This is a genomic window from Paralcaligenes sp. KSB-10 (assembly GCF_021266465.1).
Lineage (GTDB): Bacteria > Pseudomonadota > Gammaproteobacteria > Burkholderiales > Burkholderiaceae_B.
In genome coordinates this window covers 2149228-2174870 of sequence record NZ_CP089848.1, presented here as the reverse complement: position 1 = coordinate 2174870, position 25643 = coordinate 2149228, and the positions used below count along the sequence as shown (strand labels likewise).

Sequence of the window (25643 nt, the reverse complement as noted above, 5' to 3'; positions counted from 1 at the left end):
TTTTTATGGTGCACCCAGCCGGAATCGAACCGGCACGATCAATGATCGAGAGATTTTAAGTCTCTTGCGTCTACCAATTCCGCCATGGGTGCGCGGACGTGATTGTTACATGAACTGCTGTTTCCTGCTGTGGGTTTTGAAATTTTATTTCAAATAACAGGGGGATTTGCGATGGACGGCCGCTGCAGCGGCATGTATCGCTTGCGTAGGGGGGGCTTGTTGTCACCCGAGGTTTATGCCTTGGCCTGGACGGGCGGGCACAAGGCTTGCCCCTACGGCAGCGGTTCGACGACGAGTTCGAAGGTGACGAGCACCGCATTGGCGCCGCGGAGCAGGCGCCCTTGCGTGGTGGCTCCGGTGTAGTCGACCATCACAACATCGACAGTGGCTTGCGCCGCACCGTCGGCGCCAGGTTCGACTATGCCCCGCTGGATGAATACTTCGGTGGCAATGGGGGCAACCGTGCGTCCATCGTCGAATGCGGCTCCAACCAGGCTGCCTACGCCTCCGCGCACAATGGCGCGCCGGATGCCGCGCTCCGTACATATGGTTTCCAGGGCGGTGCAGAAATCCTGGTTTGGCCGGACACGCAGCACGAATGCGCTTACGCCGTTTGCCGACGAACCGGGCATAAGCTCCGGTTCGGGCGCCGGCAAGCCCTGTGGCTGCGCCTGCAACTGCGGCTGGAACAGCGAAAAATTTGTTTCGGCATCGGCCGCCACGACAAAATCCACGCCGCGTATCAGTGCGGCCGTGGCGTGCAATGGGGTCGAGAGAATAGCGTCGTCGGGCAGAATATGGCCGCAGCGCTGTGTCCCGTCCGCCTCGTTCCAGAGGGCATGGCAATGCAGCCATGGGGCGTGATCGCGCAGGCCATAGGTTATGCAGCCGGCCTGGATATGCGTTTGACCCGGTGGGGCATCGTAGCGTTTGCTGTAATAGACCGCGTGTTCGGGCGAGTCGGACATGGCGGGCAGCACATAGGCGAAAGGATCCAGGGCGCCGTCATGAAGCGTCAGCACGGCGCTGCTTGCCCCGAGCGCGGACAGGGCCTGCGTGGCAGCGGCCATCAATGGCTGGCCCGCGCCGAGTACGAGTTCCACGATATCGACCTTGCCGTCTATGCACTGCAGCCGCTCGGCCGCGACCGGGCCTGGGTGCTCAATATGACGCATGCGCCGCATCCCGGTCTACCCGCCTTGAAATCGTGTCGTGCTGCATGCCTCGTCCGTTTGATTGTTGGTTCATAATATGAACCTTTTGGCGGTTAAACCCGCTTGATTGTTGCTGGAACCAGTTTAGGGATCAAGGTGTATTCTTGTCAATATGCTCCTTGTTTTTGTCCATATTATGGAACTTGGATATCGGCCGGGATGGTGCGCGCCGTTTGGTGGGGTTTTCGCCAGGGCGACCATAGGAAAAGAGGTTTGTCCTCGCGACACTCTTGGTGCAACTGATTGTTTTTCGAGACGGGGTGTGGGGGTATAACATAAAAGACCAGGCGGCGCGGCGCCAAAAGGCGCCATGACCTGTCTAAAAGGTTCCTCTGAAGGAGTTGCCCAATGTCACTCATCTACAGGCCCGCCCAGGCGCAAGATTTGGCGACGACCGAGGCGCTGGTTGTTGCCAGTATCAACGACCTTACCGAGCGTCATGGCTTTGGCTCGATGGCGACTCCGAGCCCGCCCAACTTTCAGCTGTTCTCGCTCAAGGACGACCCCGGCGGCCTATGGATCGCGCAGGACGGCGGCGACATTCTCGGTTTTGCCTGGAGTTGGGTGTGCGGAAATGTCTGGTTTCTCGCTCAGCTATTCGTCGATCCCTCCCAACAGGGTCGCGGCATCGGGAACGAGCTATTGAAACTGAGCTTGGAGCACGCCCGGAAATCGAGAGCGGATCACAAGGCATTGATTACTTTTGCCTTCAACCGTGTGTCGCAGGGCCTCTACATCCGGCACGGCTTCTTCCCCAGGATGCCGGTTTATTTTTTCGGCGCCGCGCGTGAGCGGGTGAAGGCCGGTTTGCCGGGATTGCCATTGCGCAGCATGGCAATCGACGACACAGACCAGCACATGCAAAGGCTTGCCGAGATCGACGTTCGCGCTGTGGGCGTCGCGCGCGAGAAGCATCACCGCTACCTGCTCAATGACCCGGGGACCACAGGTGTCATGCTCTGCGCCGGCGGCGAGTGCGTTGGCTACGCTTACATTGGTCCCAGCGGGCATGTCGGGCCCCTCGCGGTCACGCGGGCTGACGTCCTTGCGAGCGCCTTCGCAACGGCGTTGAAAATAGCGGCCGACAAGCCCTCGGAGAAAATATCGGCGTTCGTGCCGGGCACATGCGACAGCGCACTGCGCCTTGCGGTCGATTGCGGCATGCGCATCACCGTTCCGATGCTGCTGATGGCGTCGCCTGGCTATGGCGCCTGGACGCAATATCTGCCGCGCAATCCGGGCTTTATGTGATCATAAATGTTCTTGGCGGAAGCGGTGAGATTCGAACTCACGGACGGGTTGCCCCGTCGCTGGTTTTCAAGACCAGTCCATTCAACCGCTCTGGCACGCTTCCATTGAGATGTTCATCCGCAAGGCGCTTGAGGCTTGGGAGTGCCAGGCCGACCTTTCAGAAGGACGTGAGTTTAGCCGATGCGTACCCGCTTGTGGGCGGAATTGGCGTTTTTGTCGCAAAAAGTATGGGAAATCGCCGGCTTTTATCGTTCGTCCGGCAAGTCCCAGGCCGCGGACTGAAGTTATTGCCGCATAGGCGATAATGCCGTTTTTGCCAAGCATACAAGGAGTTGTCATGAAAGCCGTGGAAATTTCGCATCCAGGGGGGCCCGAGGTTTTGGTCCTGGTTGATCGCCCTGTGCCCGAGCCCAAGGCCGGTGAGGTGCTGATCAAGGTTGCCGCTGCCGGAGTCAACCGTCCCGACGTGTTCCAGCGCAAGGGCAATTATGCGCCGCCGCCGGGCGCGTCCGATTTGCCTGGGCTGGAGATCGTGGGCGAGATTACCGGAGGCGACGCCGCTGCAGGCGGCTTTAAGCTGGGCGACAAGGTGTGCGCACTGATTGCCGGAGGCGGCTACGCGGAATATTGCACGGCCCCCGCAGCCCAGTGCCTGCCGGTTCCCGCGGGATTGAGCGACATCGAGGCGGCCGGCTTGCCCGAAACGTATTTCACTGTCTGGAGCAATGTTTTCGACCGCGGCCAATTGTCGGCCGGCGAAACCTTGTTGGTGCATGGCGGAGCCAGCGGTATAGGCACCACGGCCATTCAATTGGCCACTGCCCTGGGTAATAAGGTATACGCTACGGTGGGCAGCGATCAGCGCGCACGCGCCGTTGAAGCTCTGGGCGCTGTCCTGGGCATCAATTACCGTACCCAGGATTATGTCGAGGAAATCAAAAAGGCGACTGGCGGCAAGGGTGTCGATGTCGTGCTGGATATGGTGGCGGGCGACTACATCAACCGCAACCTGGGCTGCCTGGCCGACGACGGCCGCATTGTGATTATTGCGCTGCTGGGCGGCAACAAGGCCACCATCGATTGCGGACAGGTGTTGCGCCGGCGCCTGACCGTTACAGGCTCTACGCTGCGCCCGCGCCCGGTCGCCTTCAAGGCGGCCATTGCGCAATCCTTGAGGCAGCGGGTCTGGCCATTGCTGGAAGCCGGGAAAATCAAGCCTATTGTGCACGCCACGTTTCCTTTGGCAAAAGCGTGCGATGCGCACGCCATGATGGAAGCCGGGGAGCAGATCGGCAAGATCATCCTGACGGTATAGGTGGCGCGGGCGTTCGTGGGGGAGGGGGCGGGCAGCCCGGGCCGCTCCTTTGCGACGGTATCGCGCCTGCTGTTTCCAAGCCTGCCGCTGCTTGCTAAAATGGAACGATTAGGCAATTGGGTTCGCGGCAGGATACAATGCCGGGTTTACCCGATTTTTTGGATTGGCCTTGGGGCCTGTCCGCGTATTTGGACGACATGGCTACAGCACCTTCTCGAGCGCGCCTTGTAATAGGCAACTGGAAAATGCACGGCAACCTGGCGGCAAACGCCTCTTTGCTGGCCGATTTGCGGGCGGGCGTTGCTTCTGTTGCCCTCAAGGGCGAAATCGCCGTATGTGTGCCCTTTCCGTATTTGGCCCAAACCAGCGTGGCGTTGGCAAGCAGCCCTGTTTCCTGGGGTGCGCAAGACCTCAGCGCTCAGGCGCAGGGTGCATTTACCGGTGAAGTATCGGCCGTCATGCTGAACGATTTTGGATGCCGGTGGGTTCTGGCCGGGCACTCCGAGCGCCGTTCCCTGCACGGCGAAACCGATCAGCAGGTTGCCGACAAGGCGTCTGCGGCGGTCAAGGCCGGCCTGACGCCCGTGGTGTGCGTAGGTGAAACTCTGTCTGAGCATCAGTCGGGGCAAACGCAGGCAGTCATTGCCCGCCAGTTGGCACCGGTGCTGGCGCTGGGCGCCCAGGCCATTGCCAAAATCGTACTGGCTTACGAACCCGTGTGGGCAATAGGAACCGGCCGTACCGCTACGCCCGAGCAGGCCCAGGAAGTGCATGCGGCCATACGTGCCAGCCTGGTCGCGGCAGGGGCGGGGCAGAACCCTATTTTGTACGGCGGCAGCGTCAAGGCATCCAATGCCGCCAGCCTGTTTGCCATGAGTGATATCGATGGCGCCCTGGTGGGCGGCGCGTCACTGGTGGCGGAAGAATTTTTACGTATTGCGGCCGCATAGGCTTCGGAGTTTTTTAAATGCAATGGTTGTCACCCGCTCTTCTGGCGATTCAAGTTATTACGTCGCTGGCTATTATCGTGCTGGTCTTGCTGCAGCAAGGCAAAGGCGCCGACATGGGCTCCGCATTTGGCGGCGGCTCCGCTGGCAGCCTGTTTGGGGCAACCGGCGCGGCCAACTTCCTGTCGCGCACTACCAAATGGGCCGCGATTGTCTTCTTTGCATCGACGGCCGGCCTGGCTTATGTTGCCCATCATCCCGCTTCGTCGATTCTTGAGGGCGGCGTAATGCAAGGCTTCAAGCAGGCTCCCGCTCCGGCGGCTCCTGTGGGCTCGGCTGTGCCTTCGGTTCCGGGCAGCAGCGTGCCAGCGGCGAAACCCGCTGCGGGCGGCACATCGCCTGCCGTGCCGGGCGCCAGCGCCATACCCACTGTTCCCAGCACGTCTTCGGCGGTGCCGGCAGCGGCCGAGGGCGCAAAGCCGGCAAGCTCCTCGGACAAGCCGGCGGGTCAGTCCAAGTAAGGGTCTCAAGAGGGGCGGGATCGGCCCCGCAATGCCTTGTAAGCATGCTTGAAAAGCACCGGCAGGTGCGTCCGGGAAGTAGCCGGAAATCATGCTAGAATACCGCTCTTTGCACAGGGCGCAAGCCAGGAATCGCGCCCTGCAAGCAGAATTAGCCGACGTGGTGAAATTGGTAGACACGCTATCTTGAGGGGGTAGTGGCGAAAGCTGTGCGAGTTCGAGTCTCGCCGTCGGCACCAAATATCTAATAAGTAGCTTATCTAATAAGTAGCTTTAGTAAGTCGATCAACCCGCATCTTCACAGGAAGGCGCGGGTTTTTTTATTGCGCTGCGGCCTTGCGACGTTTGTCTTGTGCGTTCTTGCACGTTTGACTTCGCGTGCCTGGCTCACTTCGTCTTGGCCTTTGCTCGTTGCGCTGATTGAGACTCCAGGAATAGACTCCGAGACGCCAGGTCTAACGTCGGCATTCCATCTGCACATATACTTTCGACTCAATGACGGGGCTCCCGACCCTAAGCTATGGCTTTTTAGATCAACCAGCAGGGGTGCGCCGCGCACCCCTGCGCATTTTATAAATAAAGGGGTTCCTAATGCATGTCGCAGCCATCAAGGATCTAGCCAGGATGTTGCGCCTGTCGGCACTGACGGTAGCCCTCACCGTGGCGGCACCTGTCCTGGCGCATCAAACCCTGGTCGACGTAGGCAAGACGCCGGGGCAGGATGTCGTTGCAATGGCAGACAAGGGCCTGGACAAGGCGATTGCCGCGCTCCCTGAAATCGTGGCAAGCATTCTGAAGCGTAGCGGGGTTCCGGGTGCGGCAGTGGCGGTGGTGCACGGCGGCAAGACTATCTTTGCGCAAGGATTTGGCGTCCGCCAGTTGGGCAAGCCCACGCCTGTCGACCCCGGCACGGTGTTCCAGATTGCCTCGGTCTCCAAATCGCTCACCGCTTCGGTCATCGCCGTCGAGGTCAGTAAAGGGGTCGTGGCCTGGGATGATCCCGTCGCCCGTTATCTGCCCGATTTCAAGCTTAGCGACCCTTATGTCGCCAAGCACGCGACGATAGGCGACTTCATGGCGCACCGTACCGGGCTGCCCTTCGCCGCCGGTGACGAGCTCGAGGACCTTGGCTATGATCGCACGCAGATCATCCAGCGGCTCAGTCATTTGCCGCTCGATCCGTTCCGCGCGTCCTATCACTATGCCAATTTTGGCACGACGATCGCCGCCGAAGCCGTTGCGGTGGCCGCCGGCAAAAAATGGGAAGACCTGGCCGCGCAAGCGCTGTTCAAACCCCTGGGCATGACCTCCACCAGCTCGCGCCACGCCGATTACCTTGCACGCGACGATCGCGCGGTGTTGCATGCGCTGGAAGGCGGCAAGTTCCAGCCGCTGTTCGATCGCAATCCGGATGAACAGTCTCCGGCGGGCGGCGTATCCTCCACCGTGCTGGATCTGGCGAAATGGCTCGAGTTCCTGCTGGCCAACGGGCAGCATGACGGCCGGCAACTTGCGACGCCCGACGCCCTGCGAGCCGCAATGAGCCCGCATTCTTTCAGTGCGCCGGCGCACAGCCTGGATGCCCGGCCCGGATTCTATGGCTACGGCTTCAATACCGGCATCAACGCCAACGGACGCACGAGCTTCAGCCATTCCGGCGCCTTCCTGCTGGGGGCGGCCACGTCCTACCTGATCATCCCTTCGGCGGACATCGGTATTGTGGTACTGACCAACGGCAGCCCGGTCGGCGCAGCCGAAAGCATAGGTATGCAATTCATGGACATTGTGCAATACGGCGAGCCCCTGCGCGACTGGTATGCCGCCTACAACGGCCTGATGCGTCCGTTTTTCAATCCGGTGGGCGATCTGGCCGGCAAGAGGCCCCCGGCCCAAGCTCAGGCTCCGGGGGCGCTGGAGAGCTATACCGGCCATTATAAGAATGCCTATTTCGGTGCGGCGGACATCAAGATCGACAAGCAACAGTTAGTACTGACGCTGGGGCCCAGGCACGAACGTATCGTCATGGCGCACTGGGACGGGGATACCTTCGCCGTCGCTCCCCGTAGTGAAAACGCGCCGGAAGGTTCCCGTTCGTCCGTACGTTTCTTGATGAAAGATGGCAAAGCCCGTGGTTTCACCATTGAATATCTGAATCAGAACGGTATGGCCACCTGGCGGCGCTAGGGCGTTAATGGGGGAGGGTGGCTGCAAGCGCCTCCCCTGGGAAATCGCCTTCCAGTAAGTCGCATTACGGCAAATCCGAGTTATGGCAAATCGGCTTTTTTGGCTTTAAAAACTTCCATGGAAACCTCAATGGAAACAAATATTTATTTCGATAAGCTCGAATAAATCTAGATAGAAATAAATCCCGCTGATATGGGAAAAAATGTGGCTGGGATGCCACATAATAACAAGGGTAAACCCTTATGTTTTTAGGGTCAAAAAGCGGGTTTGTTGTGTGAATCCAACGATTATCAGGAAAAGTTAAGCTTTTGCCCTCAGGACAATAGCCAGCGGCCCCGAATTTTGATGCAATAGCACCAACTTCCCATCGCGGAGTTAGAAAGAGTGGCAGGACATAAGATTGATCGCTGCTCTCGTTACTCAAATCTACGGAGATTTCATAAATGAAAAAGACTCTGCTCGCTGCTGCTCTAATCGCTGGCTTTGCTGGCGTTGCTCAAGCAGAAACGTCGGTTACCCTTTACGGGATCATCGACACAGGTATCGGCTACAACCAAGTCAAAGGCACTGTTGACGGCGCTGACTACAAATCCAGCAAATTCGGCGTGATCAACGGCGTTCAGTCCGGCAGCCGTTGGGGCCTGAAAGGTTCCGAAGACCTGGGTGACGGCCTGCGCGCTGTGTTCCAATTGGAAAGCGGTTTCGACAGCTCGACTGGTAAGAGCGCTCAAGGTGGCCGTTTGTTCGGTCGTCAAGCTACTATCGGTCTGGCCGGCGACAGCTGGGGTCAATTGGATTTCGGTCGTCAAACCAATATCGCCTCCAAGTACTTGGCTGGTATTGTTGATCCGTTCAACAACGGTTTCGGTCAAGCCAACGTCGGTACGTCGTTCAGCTCGGCCAACACCCTGCGTCTGGACAACATGGTCTTGTACCAAACCCCGAACTTCTCTGGCTTCCAGTTCGGCGTAGGCTATTCGTTCAATGCTGACGGTGCTCAAAACTGGAACACCACCACTGGTGCCGGCGGTCTTAATCCTAACGACAGCAACAAACGTGTCGTGACCACTGGTCTGCGTTATGCCAACGGCCCCATCGGCGTTGCTCTTACGTATGACAACATGCACGTAGGCAGCAATGTTGCCGCCAACGGCGGCAGCAGCGTGAATGTGTCCGAATGGAACTTGGGCGCCAGCTACGACTTCGAAATCGTCAAGGCTAGCCTGGCTTTCGGTCAAACGCGTAACGGCTGGTTCCAAGGCACGACCTACGACAGCAACATCGCCACCCCGACTCTCGGCGCCGCACAAGGCCTGAAAGTTAATTCGTACTTGGTTGGCTTGAGCGCTCCCGTTGGTAACGGCCGCGTGTTGGCATCCTGGCAAATGGCTGATCCTCGCAATGCTCCTGAAGCAGCGGGCGATGCTAGCCTGAGCAAGATGCAAACATACAGCTTGGGTTACACCTACAATCTGTCCAAGCGCACCAACCTGTATGCAATCGGTTCGTACTCCAGGCACGTTGCATTTGCAGACGACCTGAAATCGACTGTTCTTGGTGTCGGTATCCGTCACCAGTTCTAATCGGCCTGCATAGCTTGTCTATGCACCGAGGCAGCCCAGCTCATCGGGCTGCCAAGAGAACTGGCATGGGCTTCGGTTCATGCATGAAAGCCACCCTTAGGGGTGGCTTTTTGCTGGGTGCTGTTTTTATCGAAAACTGATCCCGCCTGTGTGGCGACGGTAGCGGCAATCGGGCCTAGGCGAGGACAGTTTTGACGCTGCGGCAAAAAAATAACATCGATGCCCGCATTTGTTTCAAAGCCGTGTTTGTTCAGCCGAATGACACACTCAAAATGCTACAATCTATAAGTTTACATATTGCCATTGGATGCTTTGCATGAATCTGCAAGAGTATTTTCCTGTACTGCTGTTTATTATCTTTGCAACCTTGGTGGGCATGGCGCTGTTATCGGGCGGCCGCCTGCTTGGGCCGCACCGCCCCGACGCGCAAAAGCTCTCGCCCTACGAGTGCGGTTTCGATGCATTTGGCGATTCGCGCATGAAGTTCGATGTGCGGTATTACCTGGTGGCCATTTTATTCATTTTGTTCGATCTGGAAATCGCGTTCCTGTTTCCCTGGGCGATCGCCTCCGGTGCGGTAGGCATGGTGGGTTTCTGGACCGTTATTGTGTTTCTTGCGGTGTTGACGGTGGGCTTCATCTACGAGTGGAAACGAGGCGCCCTCGATTGGGAATAAGGTCTTTCGTTCGACGGCGGCGCCGCGTGCCGCACCTCACACCGATTACGAGTAATTAGGCAACAATCATGGCTATCGACGGCATTCTCAAAGAAGGTTTCATCACCACCAGCGCAGATAAATTCCTGAACTGGGCCAAAACAGGGTCCTTATGGCCCATGACCTTCGGCTTGGCCTGTTGCGCGGTCGAAATGATGCACGCCGGCGCGGCGCGCTACGACCTGGACCAGTTCGGCATTATTTTTCGTCCCAGCCCGCGCCAGTCCGACCTGATGATCGTGGCGGGAACCTTGTGCAATAAAATGGCACCGGCCCTGCGCAAGGTCTACGATCAAATGCCCGAGCCGCGCTGGGTTCTGTCCATGGGCTCGTGCGCCAATGGCGGCGGCTATTACCATTATTCGTATTCGGTGGTGCGGGGCTGCGACCGTATCGTTCCGGTCGATGTCTACGTGCCGGGCTGTCCCCCCACGGCCGAGGCGCTGGTCTATGGCTTGCTGCAAATGCAGAACAAAATCCGCCTGACCAATACGATTGCTCGCTAGGCTGCTTCGGCGAGCCTCTTATTCACGTTCATAAGCTAGTAAGTAACTATGACTCGGCTTGATACGCTAAAAACACATTTGCTGGCCCAGTTTGGCGACGGCATTGCGCTTAAAGGCGCCTTGAACGAGCTTACGCTCGAAGTCGCCGCCGATCAGTGGGTAGACACGTGCAAGACTTTGCGTGACGCACCCGCGCTGCATTTCGAAACCTGCATGGACCTGTGCGGGGTCGATTATTCCGCATGGGGGGCACCCACTTTTGCTGTCGATCCCGGCCGGCATCCGCAGCGCTTCGCCGTCACCATCCACCTGCTGTCCATTGAGCACAACTGGCGCCTGCGGGTGCGCACCTGGGTGCCGAACGACGAATTTCCCCTGCTGGATTCGCTGGTCGAGGTTTGGCCCTGTCTCAACTGGTACGAGCGCGAAGCGTTTGATTTGTACGGTATTGTGTTCGAAGGGCACCCTGATTTGCGCCGCATCCTGACCGATTACGGCTTTATCGGGCATCCTTTCCGCAAGGATTTCCCCCTGTCCGGCACGGTTGAAATGCGCTACGACCCTGAACAGCAGCGCGTGGTGTATCAGCCCGTCACCATCGAGCCGCGTGAAATCACGCCGCGGGTGGTGCGCGAGGAAGGTTACGGAATAGGGCGTTAAGACATGGCTGAAATAAAAAACTACACCCTTAACTTCGGGCCGCAGCACCCCGCGGCGCATGGCGTGCTGCGCCTGGTGCTCGAGCTGGACGGCGAAGTCATTGAACGCGCCGATCCGCACATAGGCTTGCTGCATCGGGCCACCGAAAAGCTGGCCGAGCATAAAACCTATTTGCAGGCCTTGCCGTACATGGACCGCCTCGATTACGTGTCCATGATGTGCAACGAGCACGCGTATGTCATGGCGATCGAAAAGCTCATGGGCATACAAGTGCCATTGCGCGCGCAATACATACGCGTCATGTTCGACGAGATTACGCGCCTGCTCAATCATTTAATGTCGCTGGGTTCGCATGCGCTCGACGTCGGCGCCATGGCGGTTTTCCTATATGCGTTCCGCGAGCGCGAAGACCTGATGGATTGCTACGAGGCCGCCTCGGGCGCCCGCATGCATGCGGCCTATTATCGTCCGGGCGGTGTGTACCGCGATTTGCCGGACTCCATGCCGAATTACGGGCAGAGCAGCAAGTACCGCGGCGAAAAAGAAGTCCGCGCCATGAACGAGGCCCGTTCGGGCTCGCTGCTCGATTTCATCGAAGATTTCACCAATCGTTTCCCCGCCTGCGTCGACGAATACGAAACGCTGCTGACCGATAACCGCATCTGGAAGCAGCGCCTGGTCGGCATCGGCGTGGTAAGCCCCGAACGCGCCAAGGCCTTGGGCTTTACCGGCCCCATGCTGCGCGGCTCGGGTGTGGTCTGGGATTTGCGCAAAATGCAGCCCTACGAAGTCTACGACAGGCTCGATTTCGATATTGCCGTCGGCGTCAATGGCGACTGCTACGACCGCTATCTGGTGCGCATCGCCGAAATGCGTGAAAGCAATCGCATTATCCGCCAGTGTGTTGAATGGCTGCGCAACAATCCCGGCCCGGTCATTGTCGACAACCACAAGGTGGCGCCGCCATCGCGCGAGCGCATGAAAACCGGCATGGAAGACCTCATCCACCATTTCAAGCTCTTCACCGAAGGCTTCCATGTGCCCGAAGGCGAAGCCTACTCGGCCGTGGAGCATCCCAAGGGCGAGTTCGGGATTTATCTGATTTCCGATGGCGCCAACAAGCCTTATCGCCTGAAAATACGTGCGCCGGGTTTTGCGCACCTGGAATCTCTCGACGAAATGGCGCGCGGCCACATGATTGCCGATGCCGTAACCATTATTGGGACTCAAGATATTGTGTTTGGCGAAATCGACCGCTAGCCGCTCGATCGTTAACAGCCTGATCGTTAACTGTTTAGCAGTAAGTCGTTAGCAGCCTGATCGTTAACTATTTAGCAGTATGCTGCTAAAAGTCGTTTTGCCAAGGAACAACCGGATTCAAACTATGCTTCTTTCCGAACAAGCCTACCAGAAAATCGATAGGGAACTGACCAAGTACCCCGGCGACCAAAAGCAATCCGCCATCATGGCGGCGCTCACCATTGCACAGGACGAAAAAGACTGGGTGTCGACCGAGGTGATTGAAGATGTGGCGAGCTATCTGGGTGTAGCCCCCATCGCGGTGCAGGAAGTCGCCACCTTCTACAATATGTTCAATACCAAGCCGGCGGGGCGCTTCAAGCTGTCGGTGTGCACCAATCTGCCCTGTGCCTTGCGCGACGGCGTCAAGACCGCCGATTATCTGAAGCAGAAGCTGGGCATCGATTTCCAGGAAACCTCGGCCGATGGCCTGTTCACCCTGGTGGAAGGCGAGTGCATGGGCGCTTGCGGCGATTCGCCGGTGCTGCTGGTCAACAACAAGCATATGTGTGTGCGCATGTCGCAAGACAAGATCGATGCCATGATTCAAGAACTTACACAGCACGGAGAATCGGCATGAGTGCGCCGGAGCTATTGCAGAAATTCTCCCAGGGCCTGGTGGCTGACCCGGGCAACGACTTGTCGCGCAGCATGCTTTTCCACGATCGCCATATCAAGCCGCAAATCGTGGCCGGCCTCGACGGCAGCAATTGGCGGCTCGACGACTACGTCAAGCGCGGCGGCTACGAGGCCTTGCGCAAGATCCTGACCACCGGCATGAAGCCCGAGGATGTCATCGCCGAAGTCAAGGCGTCGGGTTTGCGCGGCCGCGGCGGCGCGGGTTTTCCGACCGGCCTGAAATGGAGCTTCATGCCGCGTACCTTCCCCGGCCAGAAGTACCTGGTCTGCAACTCCGACGAGGGCGAGCCCGGCACATTCAAGGATCGCGACATCCTGCGTTTCAATCCGCATATCGTCATCGAAGGCATGGCGATTGGGGCGTATGCGATGGGCATCAGCGTTGGCTACAACTACATTCACGGCGAAATCTTCGAGGTCTACGACCGCTTCGAAGAGGCGCTGGCCGAGGCGCGCGCGGCGGGCTTCCTGGGCGACAAGATCCTTGGTTCCGATTTCAATTTCCAGCTGCATGCCTTTCATGGCTATGGGGCTTATATCTGTGGTGAAGAAACGGCCTTGCTGGAATCGCTCGAAGGCAAGAAAGGCCAGCCGCGCTTCAAGCCGCCATTTCCGGCCAGTTTCGGCCTGTATGGCAAGCCCACCACCATCAACAATACCGAGACCTTTGCCGCGGTACCCTGGATCATTCGCAACAGCGCCCAGGAATACCTTGAAATCGGCCTGCCCAACAATGGCGGCACCAAGCTGTTTTCCATCACCGGCGATGTCGAGCGTCCGGGCAATTATGAAATTCCCCTGGGCACGCCGTTTTCGACGCTGCTCGAGCTGGCCGGCGGCATGCGCGGCGGCCGTGCCCTGAAAGCCGTGATTCCAGGCGGTTCGAGCGCGCCGGTACTGCCGGCGAGCATCATGATGGACACCACCATGGATTACGACTCGATCTCCAAGGCCGGCTCCATGCTCGGTTCGGGGGCGGTCATCGTCATGGACGACACTCGCTGCATGGTCAAGTCGCTGCTGCGCTTGTCGTATTTTTATTTCGAAGAAAGCTGCGGTCAATGCACCCCATGCCGCGAGGGTACGGGGTGGCTTTATCGCATGGTCAACCGGATCGAGCATGGGCAGGGCCGGCCCGAAGACCTCGAGGTTCTCGACTCGGTGGCCCTGAACATCATGGGGCGTACCATTTGCGCGCTGGGTGATGCGGCAGCCATGCCGGTACGCAGCTTTATCAAGCACTTTCGCGACGAGTTCGCACACCACATCGAGCATAAAAGCTGTGTGGTGCCTAAATATTTGTAGGGTCAGGACACGCTAATGGTTGAACTCACCATCGACGGCAACAAGGTTGAAGTCCCCGAGGGCAGCATGGTCATGCATGCCGCCAATAAACTCGGCTTGTACGTGCCGCATTTCTGTTATCACAAAAAGCTTTCGATTGCGGCCAATTGCCGCATGTGCCTGGTCGAAGTCGAGAAAGCGCCCAAGGCCATGCCGGCCTGCGCCACGCCCGTCACCAACGGCATGGTGGTGCATACCGCCTCCGACAAAGCCGTGGCGGCGCAAAAAAGCGTCATGGAATTCCTCCTGATCAACCATCCCCTGGATTGCCCCGTCTGCGATCAGGGCGGCGAGTGCCAGTTGCAGGATCTGGCCGTGGGCTATGGTTCCTCGGCTTCGCGCTACAAAGAAGAGAAGCGGGTAGTCTTCCACAAGGAAATGGGGCCTCTGGTATCGGCCGAGGAAATGCAGCGCTGCATACACTGCACCCGCTGTGTGCGCTTCGGCCAGGAAATCGGCGGAGTCATGGAACTGGGCATGGTCAATCGCGGCGAGCACTCCGAGATCACGTCTTTCGTGGGCCGTGCGGTCGAGTCCGAGTTGTCGGGCAATATGATCGACATCTGTCCGGTGGGCGCGCTGACCTCCAAGCCGTTCCGCTATACCGCGCGTACCTGGGAATTGGCGCGCCGCCGTTCGGTCAGCCCGCACGATAGCCTGGGTGCGAACCTGGTCGTGCAGGTCAAGGGCGATCGCGTCATGCGTGTCGTGCCTTTTGAAAACGAAGAAATCAACGAATGCTGGATCAGCGATCGCGACCGCTGGGCCTATGAAGGCCTGTATACCGAAGATCGTCTGAAACATCCCATGATCAAGGGTGCCGATGGCCAGTGGCGTGAAGCATCCTGGAGCGATGCCTTGCAGGCGGCCGTCAAGGGGCTTGGCCAGGTGCGCGATCAGCACGGCGCGAGCCAGATCGGCGCATTGGGTTCCCAATACGCCACGACTGAAGAACTTGCCTTGCTGGCGCGCCTGACTCGCGCCCTGGGCTCGGAGAACGTCGATTTCCGTTTACGCAATATCGATCCCGACCTCGATCATGCCCTGACCGGCGTACCGTGGCTGGGCATGCCCATCGCCGAAATTGGCCAGCTCGACCGGGTCCTGGTCGTGGGCTCGTTCCTGCGCAAGGACCATCCCCTCATCGCTCAGCGCCTGCGCCAGGCCGCCAAGCACGGCACGCAGATTTCCTTTATCGATGGCGCCGCCGACGATCCCCTGTTCCCCGTGACCGCGCGCCTGACTGTCGCGCCCAGCCTGATCGCGAACGCCGTGGCCGAGGTGCTGGTCGCCGCGGCGCAGGCCACCGGCCAGGCCATTGCGACCGAGCTCGACTCAGTCCAGCCGTCCGAGGCCGCGCGCAGCATCGCTGCCAGCCTGGCATCGGGCCAGAAAGTGGCGGTGCTGGTGGGCAATCTCGCGGTCGCCTCCGACCGGGCCACCTTGATTGCGGCGAATACGGCGGCCTTGGCCCGGGCGGTCAAGGGCAAGTTCGGTTTCCTGATTCCCGGCGGCAATACGGTGGGCGGTTATCTGGCGGGCGCCACCCCCGGGCCTGGCGGCCTGAGCGCGACGCAGATGCTCACGCAGCCGCTCAAGGCTTACCTGGTAGTGCATGCCGAGCCGGAATTCGATGCCGACAACGGCGCTCGCGCGGTCGAGGTTCTGAAGGCGGCGGAGTTTGCCGTGGCGCTTACTTCATACCGTTCGACGGCCCAGGAATGGGCTCATATCATGCTGCCGATTTCACCTTTTACCGAAACCTCGGGCAGCTTCGTCAATGCCGAAGGGCGCGTGCAGAGCTTCAAGGGGGCGACCGCTCCCTACGCCGATACGCGGCCGGGTTGGAAGGTTTTGCGGGTTTTGGGCAATGTGTTCCAGTTGCCGGGCTTCGACGACGAGACCTCCGAAACAGTGCGCGATACCGTCATGGTGGGCGGTGTGGACAGTCGCCTGGGCAACGAGGTTCGCGGCGAAGTCGGCCTGGGTGCCAAGCTTCCCGGCCTGGAGCGTCTGGCCGATGTGCCCATTTACCGCAGCGACGCCATGGTGCGCCGCTCCGGGCCCTTGCAGGCTACGGCCGCTTCGCAGGCACCCTCCGCCCGCATGAGCTCGAGCACCCTGGCAAGCCTGGGCGTGCAATCGGGCGATGCGGTGCGCATCCGTTCCGCGCAAGGTGAAATCACCTTGCCGGCGCTGCTCGATGATGCGGTCGCCGAAGGGGCGGTGCGAGTGGCGGCGGCGTTTGCCGAGACGACAGCCCTGGGCAGCGCCTTCGGCCAACTTTCCGTGGAGCGTGCATAAATGGAATGGCTACAGATTGTTGAAAGCTACGGAACCGGCCTGATCGGGCCGACTGCCTGGCTGGTGGTCTGGACACTGGTCAAGATTATCGTGATCGCCGTACCCATTATTTTGTGCGTGGCCTATCTGACCTACTGGGAGCGCAAGCTGATCGGCGCCATGCACGTACGCCTGGGGCCCACGCGCGTGGGCTACAAGGGTTTGCTGCAGCCCTTTGCCGACGTGTTCAAGCTGCTCACCAAAGAGCTCATTGTTCCGAGCAAGGCCAACAAGGTGCTGTATGTGCTGGCCCCTGTGGTCACTCTTATGCCGGCGCTGGCCGCCTGGGCGGTGATTCCCTTCGGCCCCGATCTGGTCCTGTCCAATGTCAATGCCGGTTTGCTGTATGTCATGGCGATTACCTCGGTCGGGGTGTATGGCGTGATTGTGGCCGGCTGGGCGTCCAATTCCAAATACGCGCTGCTGGGCGCCATGCGCGCTGCCGCACAGATGGTGTCTTACGAATTGGCGATTGGTTTTGTCATGATCACCGTGCTGCTGGTGTCGGGTACGCTCAATGTCAGCGGCATCGTGGTTGGGCAGACACACGGCTGGTTCGCCGATAAAGGCCTCAACTTCCTGTCCTGGAACTGGCTGCCCCTGTTGCCGCTGTTCGTGATTTACGTGGTTTCCGCGGTGGCTGAAACCAACCGCCATCCCTTCGACGTGGTCGAGGGCGAATCGGAAATCGTGGCCGGCCACATGGTTGAATATTCGGGCATGGGTTTTGCCCTGTTCTTCCTGGGCGAATACGCCAACATGATTCTGTTGTCATGCCTGGCATCCATCATGTTTCTGGGCGGCTGGACGCCACCCATCGAAGTCGCGCCCTTTACCTGGGTGCCGGGCTGGCTGTGGCTGGGCCTTAAAACGTTTTTTGTGGTTTCGCAATTCATTTGGTTTCGTGCGACGTTTCCCCGCTACCGCTACGATCAGATCATGCGCCTGGGCTGGAAGGTATTCATACCTCTGACCGGCGTGTGGCTGCTGATTGTGGCGATCTGGATGCAGACGCCCTGGAATATTTGGCATTAATGCTGCCGGAGGCTTGATATGGAAGCAATTAAGGATTTTTTCGGCAGCCTGATGCTGTCGGAAATGCTCAAAGGGATGCGCTTGACGGGCAAGTACTTGTTCAAGCGCAAGATCACCTTGCGCTACCCGCAGGAAAAAACGCCGGCGTCGCCGCGCTTCCGCGGCCTGCACGCTTTGCGCCGCTACCCCAACGGAGAAGAGCGCTGTATTGCGTGCAAGCTGTGCGAGGCGGTTTGTCCGGCCCTGGCCATTACGATCGAGTCCGAAGAGCGCGATGACGGGTCGCGGCGCACCACGCGCTACGATATCGATCTTGCCAAGTGTATTTTCTGCGGTTTCTGCGAAGAAAGCTGCCCGGTGGATTCCATCGTCGAAACCCATATACACGAATATCACGGCGAAAAACGGGGCGACCTGTATTTCACCAAAGATATGCTGCTGGCGGTTGGCGACCGCTACGAGTCCGAAATCGCGCGTCGCCGTGCCGAAGACGCCCCTTATCGTTGAACGTCGGGACCCCGCTCCATGATTTTTACTTCTGTCCTGTTTTACTTATTGTCCCTGGTGCTGGTGATTGCGGCCTTTCGCGTCATCACGGCTACCAGCCCTGTTACGGCGGTGCTGCACCTGATCCTGGTGTTCTTTACCGCGTCGATGCTCTGGATTCTCCTCGGCGCAGAGTTCCTGGCCTTGCTGCTGGTGCTGGTTTATGTCGGCGCCGTGATGGTGCTGTTCCTGTTTGTGGTGATGATGCTCGATATACGCATGGCCGCCTTGCGCGAAGGGATCAAAACCTATCTGCCGGTGGGCCTGGTCATCGGCCTGGTCATGGTGCTCGAAATGGCTTTCGTGCTGGGCCGTTCATGGTTCGGCGCGGGCGCCGCGGCGCCGGCGGCGGCCGATTACAACAATACGCATGCCCTGGGCGTGGTGATGTACACCAATTATGTATACGCCGTCGAGATCGGCGCCGTGATTCTGCTGGTGGGCATGATCGCCGCCATTGCGCTGACCATGCGCGAACGCCGCGATGTCAAGTACAACAGGCCGGGCGATCAGGTGCGCGTGCGCGCCCAGGATCGTTTCCGCATGGTCAGCATGCCGGCGCAGGTCGAACCTGGTGAGCAGCCGCAGGCTGGCGCCGACGAACAGGGGAAATCAAAATGACAATTACTCTGGCTCATTACCTGATACTGGGCGCAATTTTGTTTGCGATCGGCATCTTCGGTTTTTTTCTGAACCGCCGCAATCTGATCATCTTGCTGATGTCGATCGAGCTCATGCTCTTGGCGGTAAACATCAATTTCGTGGCATTTTCCAGTTGGTTCGGGGATCCCGCAGGTCAGGTGTTTGTCTTTTTCATCCTGACCGTGGCGGCCGCCGAAGCGGCCATCGGCCTGGCTATTCTGGTGTTGCTGTTCCGCAATCTGAATACGATCAATGTCGAAGAACTCGATCATCTCAAGGGTTGATGGGACTGCATAGAATATGAATTCACCTACTCTATATCTTGTTATCGCCCTGGCGCCGCTCGTTGGCGCCTTGCTGGCCGGCTTGTTCGGCACCAATTTTCTGGGGCGTCAGGTAGGCCGCGCGGCCTCCCACTACATCACGATCGTCGGCGTTGCCATTTCCTTCATAGGTTCGGTGGTCGTGCTGTTCCAGGTGCTGGCCGGCCACACGTTCGACGGGACTATCTACACCTGGAGCGTTATCGGCCACGCCCAGCTGAACATCGGCTTCCTGATCGACCCCTTGTCGGCACTGATGATGACGGTGGTGACCTTCGTATCGCTGATGGTGCACATCTATACCATCGGCTATATGGCGGACGATCCCGGTTACCAGCGTTTCTTTTCGTATATATCGCTGTTTACCTTCTCCATGCTGATGCTGGTCATGTCCAATAACATGCTGCAGCTGTTCTTTGGCTGGGAGGCGGTAGGCCTGGTGTCTTATTTGCTGATCGGCTTCTGGTATACCCGGCCAACCGCCATTTTCGCCAGCCTGAAGGCGTTCCTGGTCAACCGCGTGGGCGACTTCGGTTTTATATTGGGCATAGGCTTGCTGTTTGCCTATACGGGCAGCATGCACTACGGCGATATTTTCGGCCAGGCCGACAAGCTGGCCGGCGTCGCCTTTCCCGGGACGGATTGGCAATTGCTTACCGTGGCGTGTATTTCATTGTTCGTCGGCGCCATGGGCAAATCGGCGCAAGTGCCTTTGCATACCTGGCTGCCCGATTCCATGGAAGGCCCCACGCCGATCTCGGCTTTGATCCACGCCGCCACCATGGTCACGGCGGGCATCTTCATGGTGGCCCGTTTTTCGCCGGTTTTCGAGCATTCTTCAACGGCCCTGTCGTTCATGATCATCATTGGTGCGATTGGCGCCTTGTTCATGGGCATATTGGGCATTGTTCAAACGGACATCAAGCGCGTCATTGCCTATTCGACTCTGTCGCAGCTGGGCTATATGACCGTGGCGCTGGGCGCCTCGGCGTATTCGGTCGCCATCTTCCACCTGATGACGCACGCTTTTTTCAAGGCGCTGCTGTTCCTGGCGGCAGGTTCGGTCATTATCGGCATGCATCACGATCAGGACATCCGCAATATGGGCGGCCTGCGCAAATACATGCCGGTTACCGCGATTACCTTTCTGCTGGGCACCCTGGCGCTGGTGGGTACGCCGTTCTTCGCCGGGTTCTATTCCAAAGAACACATCATTGAAGCCGCCGGCGCGGCGAACGTCTGGGGAGCGGGCTTTGCCTATTACGCCACACTGATCGGCGTCTTCGTGACGTCCTTGTATTCGTTCCGTGTGTACTTCGTGGTTTTTCACGGCAAGGAACGCTTCGATACCAGCGGCCATGGGCACGAGGCGCATGCGGACGGGCATGGAGACTCCGACGGGCACGACGGGCATCACGGCGGAATACCGCACGAGTCGCCCTGGGTCGTTACCTTGCCTTTGATTTTGCTGGCCATCCCATCGATCGTTGCGGGGGCGCTGTTCATCGACCCCTTGTTATTCGGCGGCTACTTCAAGAACGCGATCGCGGTCTTGCCGCAACATCCGGCGATGGCCGATCTGGCCGAACATTGGCACGGCTGGGTGGCTTATGCCTTGCACGGCTTCACATCGACCGCATTCTGGCTGATGATCGCGGGTCTGGTCGTGGCGTGGTACTGCTATCTGGTCAATCTCAAGGTGCCGGCAGCCATCCAGAGCAAACTGGCCGGGCTCAATACTGTGCTCAATAACAAATATTATGCGGACTGGTTCAACGAACAGATCGTGGCGCGCGGCGCCCGCTGCCTGGGGCGCGGCCTCTGGCAGGGCGGCGATCGCGCGATGATCGACGGCTTTATCAACGGTAGTGCCCGTGTAGTGGGCTGGACCGCGGCGATCGGCCGCCTGGTCCAGTCCGGGTTCATTTATCACTACGCCTTTGCGATGATCATCGGCATCATGGCTCTTATAACCTTTTTCGTGCTGACGGTTCACTGATGGCTGGCGATATGGCATCTTCTACTATTCCTTGGCTGACGCTTTCAATTTTCGTACCGATTGTGGCGGGCTTGTTTGTATTGCTGCTGGGCAGCGACGACCGGCCTCAGTTCACGCGCAAGCTTGCGCTGGCGGGGGCGGTGCTGGGCTTTCTGGTTACGCTGCCGCTTTATACCGGGTTCAATTCGGCAACCGCCGATATGCAGTTCGTCGAGAACGTTCCCTGGATCGCGACTTTCGCCATCAATTACCACCTGGGTGTGGACGGCATTTCCTTGTGGTTCGTTTTGCTGACTTCGTTCATCACGGTGATCGTGGTGCTGGCGGGCTGGGAATCGGTGACTCAGCGTGTGGCGCAATATATGGCCGCCTTCCTGATTCTGTCGGGATTCATGGTCGGTGTATTCGCGGCGCTCGACGGCATGCTGTTCTACGTGTTCTTTGAAGCCACGCTGATACCGATGTACATCATCATCGGGGCGTGGGGCGGTCCGAACCGCGTGTACGCCGCCTTCAAGTTCTTTTTGTACACCTTGCTGGGTTCCTTGCTGACACTGATCGCGTTCCTGTATTTGTGGCATGCATCGGGCGGTTCGTTCGATATCCTCACCTGGCAGCAGACCAAGCTGGGTTATACGCCGCAGATCCTCGTATTCATTGCCCTGCTGGCGTCGTTCGCCGTCAAGATACCGATGTGGCCGGTGCATACCTGGCTGCCCGACGCGCACGTTGAAGCGCCAACGGGCGGTTCGGTCGTGCTGGCGGCCATCATGCTGAAGCTGGGTGCCTACGGGTTCATGCGGTTTTCCCTGCCGATCGCGCCCGACGCTTCGCATAGCCTGGCGGGGCTGATGATTGCCTTGTCCATCATTGCGGTGATATACATCGGCCTGGTGGCCATAGTGCAAGACGACATGAAAAAGCTGGTTGCTTATTCGTCGGTCGCGCACATGGGCTTCGTCACCCTGGGCTTCTTTATATTCAATACCGCCGGCCTCGAGGGTGCGATTGTGCAAATGATCTCGCACGGCTTCGTATCGGCCGCCATGTTCCTGTGCATAGGCGTGCTGTACGATCGGATGCACACGCGCCGCATTGCCGATTACGGCGGTGTCATCAACACCATGCCGCGTTTCGTGGCGTTCTTTGTGCTGTTTTCCATGGCCAATTGCGGCTTGCCCGCCACCAGCGGGTTCGTTGGCGAGTTCACGGTCATCATGGGGGCGGTCGAACATAATTTCTGGATCGGGCTTCTGGCGGCTACCGCCTTGATCTGGGGGGCTTCCTACTCCTTGTGGATGCTCAAGCGCGTGGCTTTCGGAGGAATTGCAAACGAGCGTGTCAAAGCCATGACTGACTTGAGCAAGCGCGAGTTTTTCATAATGGGCATTATGGCGATATTGGTATTGTTTATGGGGATCTATCCCAAACCATTCACAGATGTCATGCACGTGTCGGTTCAGGCCTTGTTGCAACACGTCTCCATTTCGAAACTGTAGGCCTAGATCACTATGCAAAATCCATTTCAATTAGCCTTGGCGACTCCCGAGATTCTGCTACTGGTGCTGGCGGCAGTGGTATTGATGTTCGATGCCTTCAACAAGTCGAAAGAGCGTCACCTGACCTTTCTGCTGACCATCGGCTCCCTGATCGTCATGACGGCGGTTTCATTGTGGCAATGGCACGAGGGCGTTTCGGGCCACGCGTTCCACGGCTTGTATGTGGCCGATTCCTTATCTCATCTTCTTAAAATAGCGTCGTACCTTGCGGTGGCGGCGGTGCTCATATATGGCCGCGATTATGCCGAACAGAATGATGTACTGCGCAGCGGCGGCGAGTTCTATTGCCTGAGCCTGCTGACCCTGCTCGGGCAGATGGTCATGATTTCGGCCGGGAGCATGCTCACGATTTATCTGGGCATCGAACTGATGTCCTTTGCCCTGTATGCCTTGATTGCCCTGCGCCGCGACAATACCGCTGCCATTGAAGCCGCCATGAAGTATTTTGTGCTGGGCGCATTGGCATCGGGCATTTTGCTCTACGGCATATCGATGATATACGGAGCAACGGGGCACCTCGACCTGGAGCAAGTCGCGCAAGTCATAAGCAGCGGCAAAGCCCAGCGCCTGCCCCTGGTTTTCGGGGTGGTATTCATTGTTGCGGCCTTTGCCTTCAAGATGGGGGTGGTGCCGTTTCATATGTGGGTGCCCGATGTCTACGATGGCTCGCCCACCGCGGTCACTCTTGTTCTGGGAACCACTCCCTACCTGGCGGCATTTGCCGTAATGCTGCGCTTTCTTATCCAGGGCCTGCATGGCATTGCGCTCGACTGGCAGCCGATGTTGCTGATCCTGGCTGTGCTGTCTCTGGGGGTCGGCAATATCGTGGCCATTGCCCAAACGAACTTCAAGCGCATGCTGGCCTATTCCATGATTTCACACATGGGCTATGTGTTCCTGGGTTTGCTGTCGGGGGTCGTGCCTGGCCACTTGCAGGTCATTGAGACGGCCTATGGCGCCTCGCTGTTTTATCTGCTCATTTATGTCTTTTCAACGTCGATCACCTTCGGCCTTATTGTGCTGTTAAGCGGCAAGGGCTTCGAATGCGCTGAAATCGCCGATCTCAAAGGCTTGAACCGGCGCAGTCCCGTGTTGGCCGGTGCCTTGCTGGCATCGATGTTTTCCTTGGCGGGGATTCCGCCTTTTGCCGGATTCTATGCGAAACTCAGCGTGCTGCAAGTGCTGATCGGTGCCAACCATGTGGCGATTGCCGTCGTGGCCGTCATGTTTTCCCTGATTGGCGCATTTTTCTACTTGCGTGTCGTCAAGGTGGCTTATTTCGACGAACCCGATAGCGATGCCGTCGAGATCCAGAGCGGCAATGGCGTGATCCCTCGAGGTTTGATGTCTCTGAACGGTTTGCTGCTATTGCTGTTCGGTATCCTGCCTGGTGGCTTGATGGCCTTATGCATCAAGGTGGTTGAAAGTTCATTGAAGTTTTGAATGTTTCATTTCAGTAGGGGTGGGCCTTGTGCCCGCCCATGAGCAGAGGTTTCAAGGAAGGGCATGGATCAGTCGTCGGCCGTTTGGATATTAATAGCGCTTGCACTCGTGACGGCCAATCTGCCCTTTGTGGTGGAGCGGTCTTTTCTCGTACTGCCCTGGGTGCAGATTGGCGAACACAAGCGCCCGGCCTGGCTGCGCTGGATCGAATCCCTGGTTTTCTTTTTGCTGTTGGTGGCGCTGGGTTACGCCGCCCTGGCGCTGATTGGCCGGACCTTTGTCAGCGGCTCCGACGTGGCCTCGGCTGCGCTGTTCCTGCTGAAAGTAATTGGGGTGTTTGCGGTGGTGGCCTTGTTGCTGGGGTATTCGGGCTGGCGCAATAAAGGGCATGAACTCAATAAGTCCTTTTTCGTGCGTCTTATCGAAGTGCTGGTTTTCTACGCCCTGGTAGGCACGCTGGGTTTTGCCTTCGAGGCAAACATAGGCAACGCATTTCAACAGACCTGGGAGTTCTATGTGGTGACGCTCAGCCTGTTCCTGGTGCTGGGTTATCCGGGTTTTGTCTACCGCTATCTGCTGCATCGCCGCAAGAAATCGTAAGGGCGGGTACCCGCAAGAGGTGCCTCCCGGCGTCATTCAGTTCGCGGGGCCTTACTGACCACGCCGGCCGGTCACAACACACTTATGGTTTATGCATTGAACCAGTTCAACACGGCATCCAGGCCGCTGAAGTTGAGAGCGAAATTGGTTTGCTGGCGAACTACCGGCTTGGCGCGGTATGCGACCGAATAGTGTGCCAGGGCCAGCATTTTCAGGTCGTTGGCGCCATCGCCGAGCGCTATGATCTGGTCGGCGCTTGCTCCGGTGTCTTGCGCCAGCGCCCGCAAATGATCGGCTTTGGCCTGGGCGTCGACGATGTCTCCGAGCACTTTGCCGGTGAGCGCGCCATTTTGGATTTCCAGTACATTCGCATGGGTGGCATCCAGGCCCAGTCGCTGTTGCAGGCGCTCGGTAAAAAAGGTGAAGCCGCCCGATACCAGCATGGTTTTCAAACCGGCTGCCTTGGCTGATGCGATCAGTTTTTCGGCTCCCGCGTTCAAGCGCAGCCGTTCGGTGTAGACGCGCTCCAGGGCGGCTGCGGGCACGCCGGCAAGCAGGCCGACCCTGCGCCTGAGGCTTTCCGAAAAATCGCTGATTTCACCGCGCATGGCCGCTTCGGTAATGGCGGCCACCTCGGCCTTGCGGCCCACCATATCGGCAATCTCGTCGATGCATTCGATATTGATCAGGGTGGAGTCCATATCGGTGGCCAGCACCTTGCAATCGCTCAGTCGTGCCGGACGGTCGATATAGGCATAGTCAATTCCCAGCGTGGCGCAGCATTGCGCGACCTCGGCTTGTTCGCCTGGATCGACGTCCAGCAGGCGTACTGCCGTGTTGTCGATATTCTGAAGCCCGCCTGCCTGCGCGATGGCGGCGATTTTTTCGGTGTCGGCAGCGTTGAGGTTCGGTGCTTGTAGTATCAGATGCGTCATGAGATCAGGTGATGTGGTGGTAGGGGCTGCTTTTGCGCAA

Annotated in this window: 23 protein-coding genes and 3 tRNA genes; 22 read left to right on the top strand and 4 right to left on the bottom strand. The window is 58.5% G+C overall.

All coding sequences use genetic code 11. The annotated features are described in order from the left end of the window. Positions 1-6 precede the first annotated feature (6 nt). Positions 7-92, bottom strand: a tRNA-Leu gene (locus tag LSG25_RS09840). A gap of 180 nt (positions 93-272) precedes the next feature. Continuing rightward, positions 273-1175: a PCC domain-containing protein gene (locus tag LSG25_RS09835; protein WP_232744464.1), complete on the bottom strand. Its 903-nt coding sequence runs from the start codon at positions 1173-1175 to the stop codon at positions 273-275. 387 nt (positions 1176-1562) lie between these two features. Between LSG25_RS09835 and LSG25_RS09830 the strand changes: the two genes are divergently transcribed. Further along, on the top strand, positions 1563-2465 hold the full coding sequence (locus tag LSG25_RS09830; protein ID WP_232744463.1) for a GNAT family N-acetyltransferase: 903 nt from the start codon (positions 1563-1565) through the stop codon (positions 2463-2465). Between the two features lie 13 nt (positions 2466-2478). Here the strand turns inward: LSG25_RS09830 and LSG25_RS09825 are convergent. Next, positions 2479-2568: transfer RNA gene (locus LSG25_RS09825), tRNA-Ser, on the bottom strand. A 234-nt stretch (positions 2569-2802) separates the two neighbouring features. Between LSG25_RS09825 and LSG25_RS09820 the strand changes: the two genes are divergently transcribed. The 21 genes from LSG25_RS09820 (at position 2803) to LSG25_RS09720 (ending at position 24668) form a co-directional block, all read left to right on the top strand. After that, the gene (locus tag LSG25_RS09820) at positions 2803-3780 is read left to right on the top strand and encodes an NAD(P)H-quinone oxidoreductase (RefSeq protein WP_232744462.1); all 978 of its coding nucleotides are present in this window, start codon (positions 2803-2805) and stop codon (positions 3778-3780) included. A 197-nt stretch (positions 3781-3977) separates the two neighbouring features. Next, positions 3978-4730: a triose-phosphate isomerase gene (tpiA, locus tag LSG25_RS09815; RefSeq protein ID WP_232744461.1), complete on the top strand. Its 753-nt coding sequence runs from the start codon at positions 3978-3980 to the stop codon at positions 4728-4730. 17 nt (positions 4731-4747) lie between these two features. Then, positions 4748-5248 carry a preprotein translocase subunit SecG gene (gene secG, locus LSG25_RS09810; RefSeq protein WP_232744460.1) on the top strand — a complete coding sequence of 167 codons (501 nt, stop codon included), beginning with the start codon at positions 4748-4750 and terminating at the stop codon, positions 5246-5248. 154 nt (positions 5249-5402) lie between these two features. After that, positions 5403-5487: transfer RNA gene (locus LSG25_RS09805), tRNA-Leu, on the top strand. 352 nt (positions 5488-5839) lie between these two features. Continuing rightward, positions 5840-7432, top strand: a complete 1593-nt coding sequence (locus LSG25_RS09800; RefSeq protein ID WP_232744459.1) for a serine hydrolase — start codon at positions 5840-5842, stop codon at positions 7430-7432. Between the two features lie 443 nt (positions 7433-7875). Next, entirely contained in the window at positions 7876-9015 is a 1140-nt protein-coding gene (locus LSG25_RS09795; RefSeq protein WP_232744458.1) for a porin, read from the top strand. 316 nt (positions 9016-9331) lie between these two features. Then, on the top strand, positions 9332-9691 hold the full coding sequence (locus LSG25_RS09790) for an NADH-quinone oxidoreductase subunit A (protein ID WP_232744457.1): 360 nt from the start codon (positions 9332-9334) through the stop codon (positions 9689-9691). Between the two features lie 68 nt (positions 9692-9759). After that, entirely contained in the window at positions 9760-10236 is a 477-nt protein-coding gene (locus tag LSG25_RS09785; protein ID WP_132584364.1) for an NADH-quinone oxidoreductase subunit B family protein, read from the top strand. 48 nt (positions 10237-10284) lie between these two features. After that, positions 10285-10896, top strand: a complete 612-nt coding sequence (locus LSG25_RS09780) for an NADH-quinone oxidoreductase subunit C (protein WP_232744456.1) — start codon at positions 10285-10287, stop codon at positions 10894-10896. 3 nt (positions 10897-10899) lie between these two features. Further along, the gene (locus LSG25_RS09775; protein WP_232744455.1) at positions 10900-12156 is read left to right on the top strand and encodes an NADH-quinone oxidoreductase subunit D; all 1257 of its coding nucleotides are present in this window, start codon (positions 10900-10902) and stop codon (positions 12154-12156) included. A 124-nt stretch (positions 12157-12280) separates the two neighbouring features. Continuing rightward, positions 12281-12775: an NADH-quinone oxidoreductase subunit NuoE gene (gene nuoE / locus LSG25_RS09770; protein ID WP_232744454.1), complete on the top strand. Its 495-nt coding sequence runs from the start codon at positions 12281-12283 to the stop codon at positions 12773-12775. Further along, positions 12772-14139 carry an NADH-quinone oxidoreductase subunit NuoF gene (gene nuoF / locus LSG25_RS09765; protein ID WP_232744453.1) on the top strand — a complete coding sequence of 456 codons (1368 nt, stop codon included), beginning with the start codon at positions 12772-12774 and terminating at the stop codon, positions 14137-14139. The genes nuoE and nuoF overlap by 4 nt, the downstream gene beginning before the upstream one ends. Positions 14140-14154: 15 nt before the next feature. Beyond that, positions 14155-16482 carry an NADH-quinone oxidoreductase subunit NuoG gene (nuoG, locus tag LSG25_RS09760; RefSeq protein WP_232744452.1) on the top strand — a complete coding sequence of 776 codons (2328 nt, stop codon included), beginning with the start codon at positions 14155-14157 and terminating at the stop codon, positions 16480-16482. Next, the gene (nuoH, locus tag LSG25_RS09755; RefSeq protein ID WP_232744451.1) at positions 16483-17556 is read left to right on the top strand and encodes an NADH-quinone oxidoreductase subunit NuoH; all 1074 of its coding nucleotides are present in this window, start codon (positions 16483-16485) and stop codon (positions 17554-17556) included. Between the two features lie 18 nt (positions 17557-17574). Further along, positions 17575-18063, top strand: coding sequence for an NADH-quinone oxidoreductase subunit NuoI (gene nuoI, locus LSG25_RS09750; RefSeq protein ID WP_232744450.1), 489 nt, complete (start codon positions 17575-17577; stop codon positions 18061-18063). Between the two features lie 18 nt (positions 18064-18081). After that, positions 18082-18723, top strand: a complete 642-nt coding sequence (locus LSG25_RS09745) for an NADH-quinone oxidoreductase subunit J (protein ID WP_232744449.1) — start codon at positions 18082-18084, stop codon at positions 18721-18723. After that, on the top strand, positions 18720-19028 hold the full coding sequence (nuoK, locus tag LSG25_RS09740) for an NADH-quinone oxidoreductase subunit NuoK (protein ID WP_232744448.1): 309 nt from the start codon (positions 18720-18722) through the stop codon (positions 19026-19028). Before LSG25_RS09745 ends, nuoK begins: the two co-directional genes overlap by 4 nt. A 16-nt stretch (positions 19029-19044) precedes the next feature. Continuing rightward, entirely contained in the window at positions 19045-21066 is a 2022-nt protein-coding gene (gene nuoL, locus LSG25_RS09735; protein WP_232744447.1) for an NADH-quinone oxidoreductase subunit L, read from the top strand. 11 nt (positions 21067-21077) lie between these two features. Beyond that, positions 21078-22565, top strand: a complete 1488-nt coding sequence (locus tag LSG25_RS09730) for an NADH-quinone oxidoreductase subunit M (RefSeq protein WP_232744446.1) — start codon at positions 21078-21080, stop codon at positions 22563-22565. A 12-nt stretch (positions 22566-22577) separates the two neighbouring features. Continuing rightward, positions 22578-24068 carry an NADH-quinone oxidoreductase subunit NuoN gene (gene nuoN / locus LSG25_RS09725; RefSeq protein ID WP_232744445.1) on the top strand — a complete coding sequence of 497 codons (1491 nt, stop codon included), beginning with the start codon at positions 22578-22580 and terminating at the stop codon, positions 24066-24068. Positions 24069-24131: 63 nt separating this feature from the next. Continuing rightward, the gene (locus LSG25_RS09720; protein ID WP_232744444.1) at positions 24132-24668 is read left to right on the top strand and encodes a DUF2818 family protein; all 537 of its coding nucleotides are present in this window, start codon (positions 24132-24134) and stop codon (positions 24666-24668) included. An 89-nt stretch (positions 24669-24757) separates the two neighbouring features. Here LSG25_RS09720 and serB read toward each other — a convergent pair whose 3' ends face one another. Further along, complete coding sequence (gene serB, locus LSG25_RS09715; RefSeq protein ID WP_232744443.1) at positions 24758-25603, bottom strand: phosphoserine phosphatase SerB; 846 nt, start codon at positions 25601-25603, stop codon at positions 24758-24760. Between the last annotated feature and the right edge of the window lie 40 nt (positions 25604-25643).

Coding starts and splice junctions, on each gene's coding strand:
- LSG25_RS09800 (WP_232744459.1), top strand. CDS start 5,840: ATGCATGTCGCAGCCATCAAGGATCTAGCCAGGATGTTGCGCCTGTCG.
- nuoF (WP_232744453.1), top strand. CDS start 12,772: ATGAGTGCGCCGGAGCTATTGCAGAAATTCTCCCAGGGCCTGGTGGCT.
- LSG25_RS09795 (WP_232744458.1), top strand. CDS start 7,876: ATGAAAAAGACTCTGCTCGCTGCTGCTCTAATCGCTGGCTTTGCTGGC.
- nuoE (WP_232744454.1), top strand. CDS start 12,281: ATGCTTCTTTCCGAACAAGCCTACCAGAAAATCGATAGGGAACTGACC.
- LSG25_RS09730 (WP_232744446.1), top strand. CDS start 21,078: ATGGCATCTTCTACTATTCCTTGGCTGACGCTTTCAATTTTCGTACCG.
- nuoI (WP_232744450.1), top strand. CDS start 17,575: ATGGAAGCAATTAAGGATTTTTTCGGCAGCCTGATGCTGTCGGAAATG.
- nuoK (WP_232744448.1), top strand. CDS start 18,720: ATGACAATTACTCTGGCTCATTACCTGATACTGGGCGCAATTTTGTTT.
- tpiA (WP_232744461.1), top strand. CDS start 3,978: ATGGCTACAGCACCTTCTCGAGCGCGCCTTGTAATAGGCAACTGGAAA.
- LSG25_RS09820 (WP_232744462.1), top strand. CDS start 2,803: ATGAAAGCCGTGGAAATTTCGCATCCAGGGGGGCCCGAGGTTTTGGTC.
- nuoL (WP_232744447.1), top strand. CDS start 19,045: ATGAATTCACCTACTCTATATCTTGTTATCGCCCTGGCGCCGCTCGTT.
- LSG25_RS09785 (WP_132584364.1), top strand. CDS start 9,760: ATGGCTATCGACGGCATTCTCAAAGAAGGTTTCATCACCACCAGCGCA.
- LSG25_RS09790 (WP_232744457.1), top strand. CDS start 9,332: ATGAATCTGCAAGAGTATTTTCCTGTACTGCTGTTTATTATCTTTGCA.
- LSG25_RS09745 (WP_232744449.1), top strand. CDS start 18,082: ATGATTTTTACTTCTGTCCTGTTTTACTTATTGTCCCTGGTGCTGGTG.
- nuoG (WP_232744452.1), top strand. CDS start 14,155: ATGGTTGAACTCACCATCGACGGCAACAAGGTTGAAGTCCCCGAGGGC.
- LSG25_RS09775 (WP_232744455.1), top strand. CDS start 10,900: ATGGCTGAAATAAAAAACTACACCCTTAACTTCGGGCCGCAGCACCCC.
- nuoH (WP_232744451.1), top strand. CDS start 16,483: ATGGAATGGCTACAGATTGTTGAAAGCTACGGAACCGGCCTGATCGGG.
- secG (WP_232744460.1), top strand. CDS start 4,748: ATGCAATGGTTGTCACCCGCTCTTCTGGCGATTCAAGTTATTACGTCG.
- LSG25_RS09720 (WP_232744444.1), top strand. CDS start 24,132: ATGGATCAGTCGTCGGCCGTTTGGATATTAATAGCGCTTGCACTCGTG.
- nuoN (WP_232744445.1), top strand. CDS start 22,578: ATGCAAAATCCATTTCAATTAGCCTTGGCGACTCCCGAGATTCTGCTA.
- LSG25_RS09830 (WP_232744463.1), top strand. CDS start 1,563: ATGTCACTCATCTACAGGCCCGCCCAGGCGCAAGATTTGGCGACGACC.
- LSG25_RS09780 (WP_232744456.1), top strand. CDS start 10,285: ATGACTCGGCTTGATACGCTAAAAACACATTTGCTGGCCCAGTTTGGC.
- serB (WP_232744443.1), bottom strand. CDS start 25,603: ATGACGCATCTGATACTACAAGCACCGAACCTCAACGCTGCCGACACC.
- LSG25_RS09835 (WP_232744464.1), bottom strand. CDS start 1,175: ATGCGTCATATTGAGCACCCAGGCCCGGTCGCGGCCGAGCGGCTGCAG.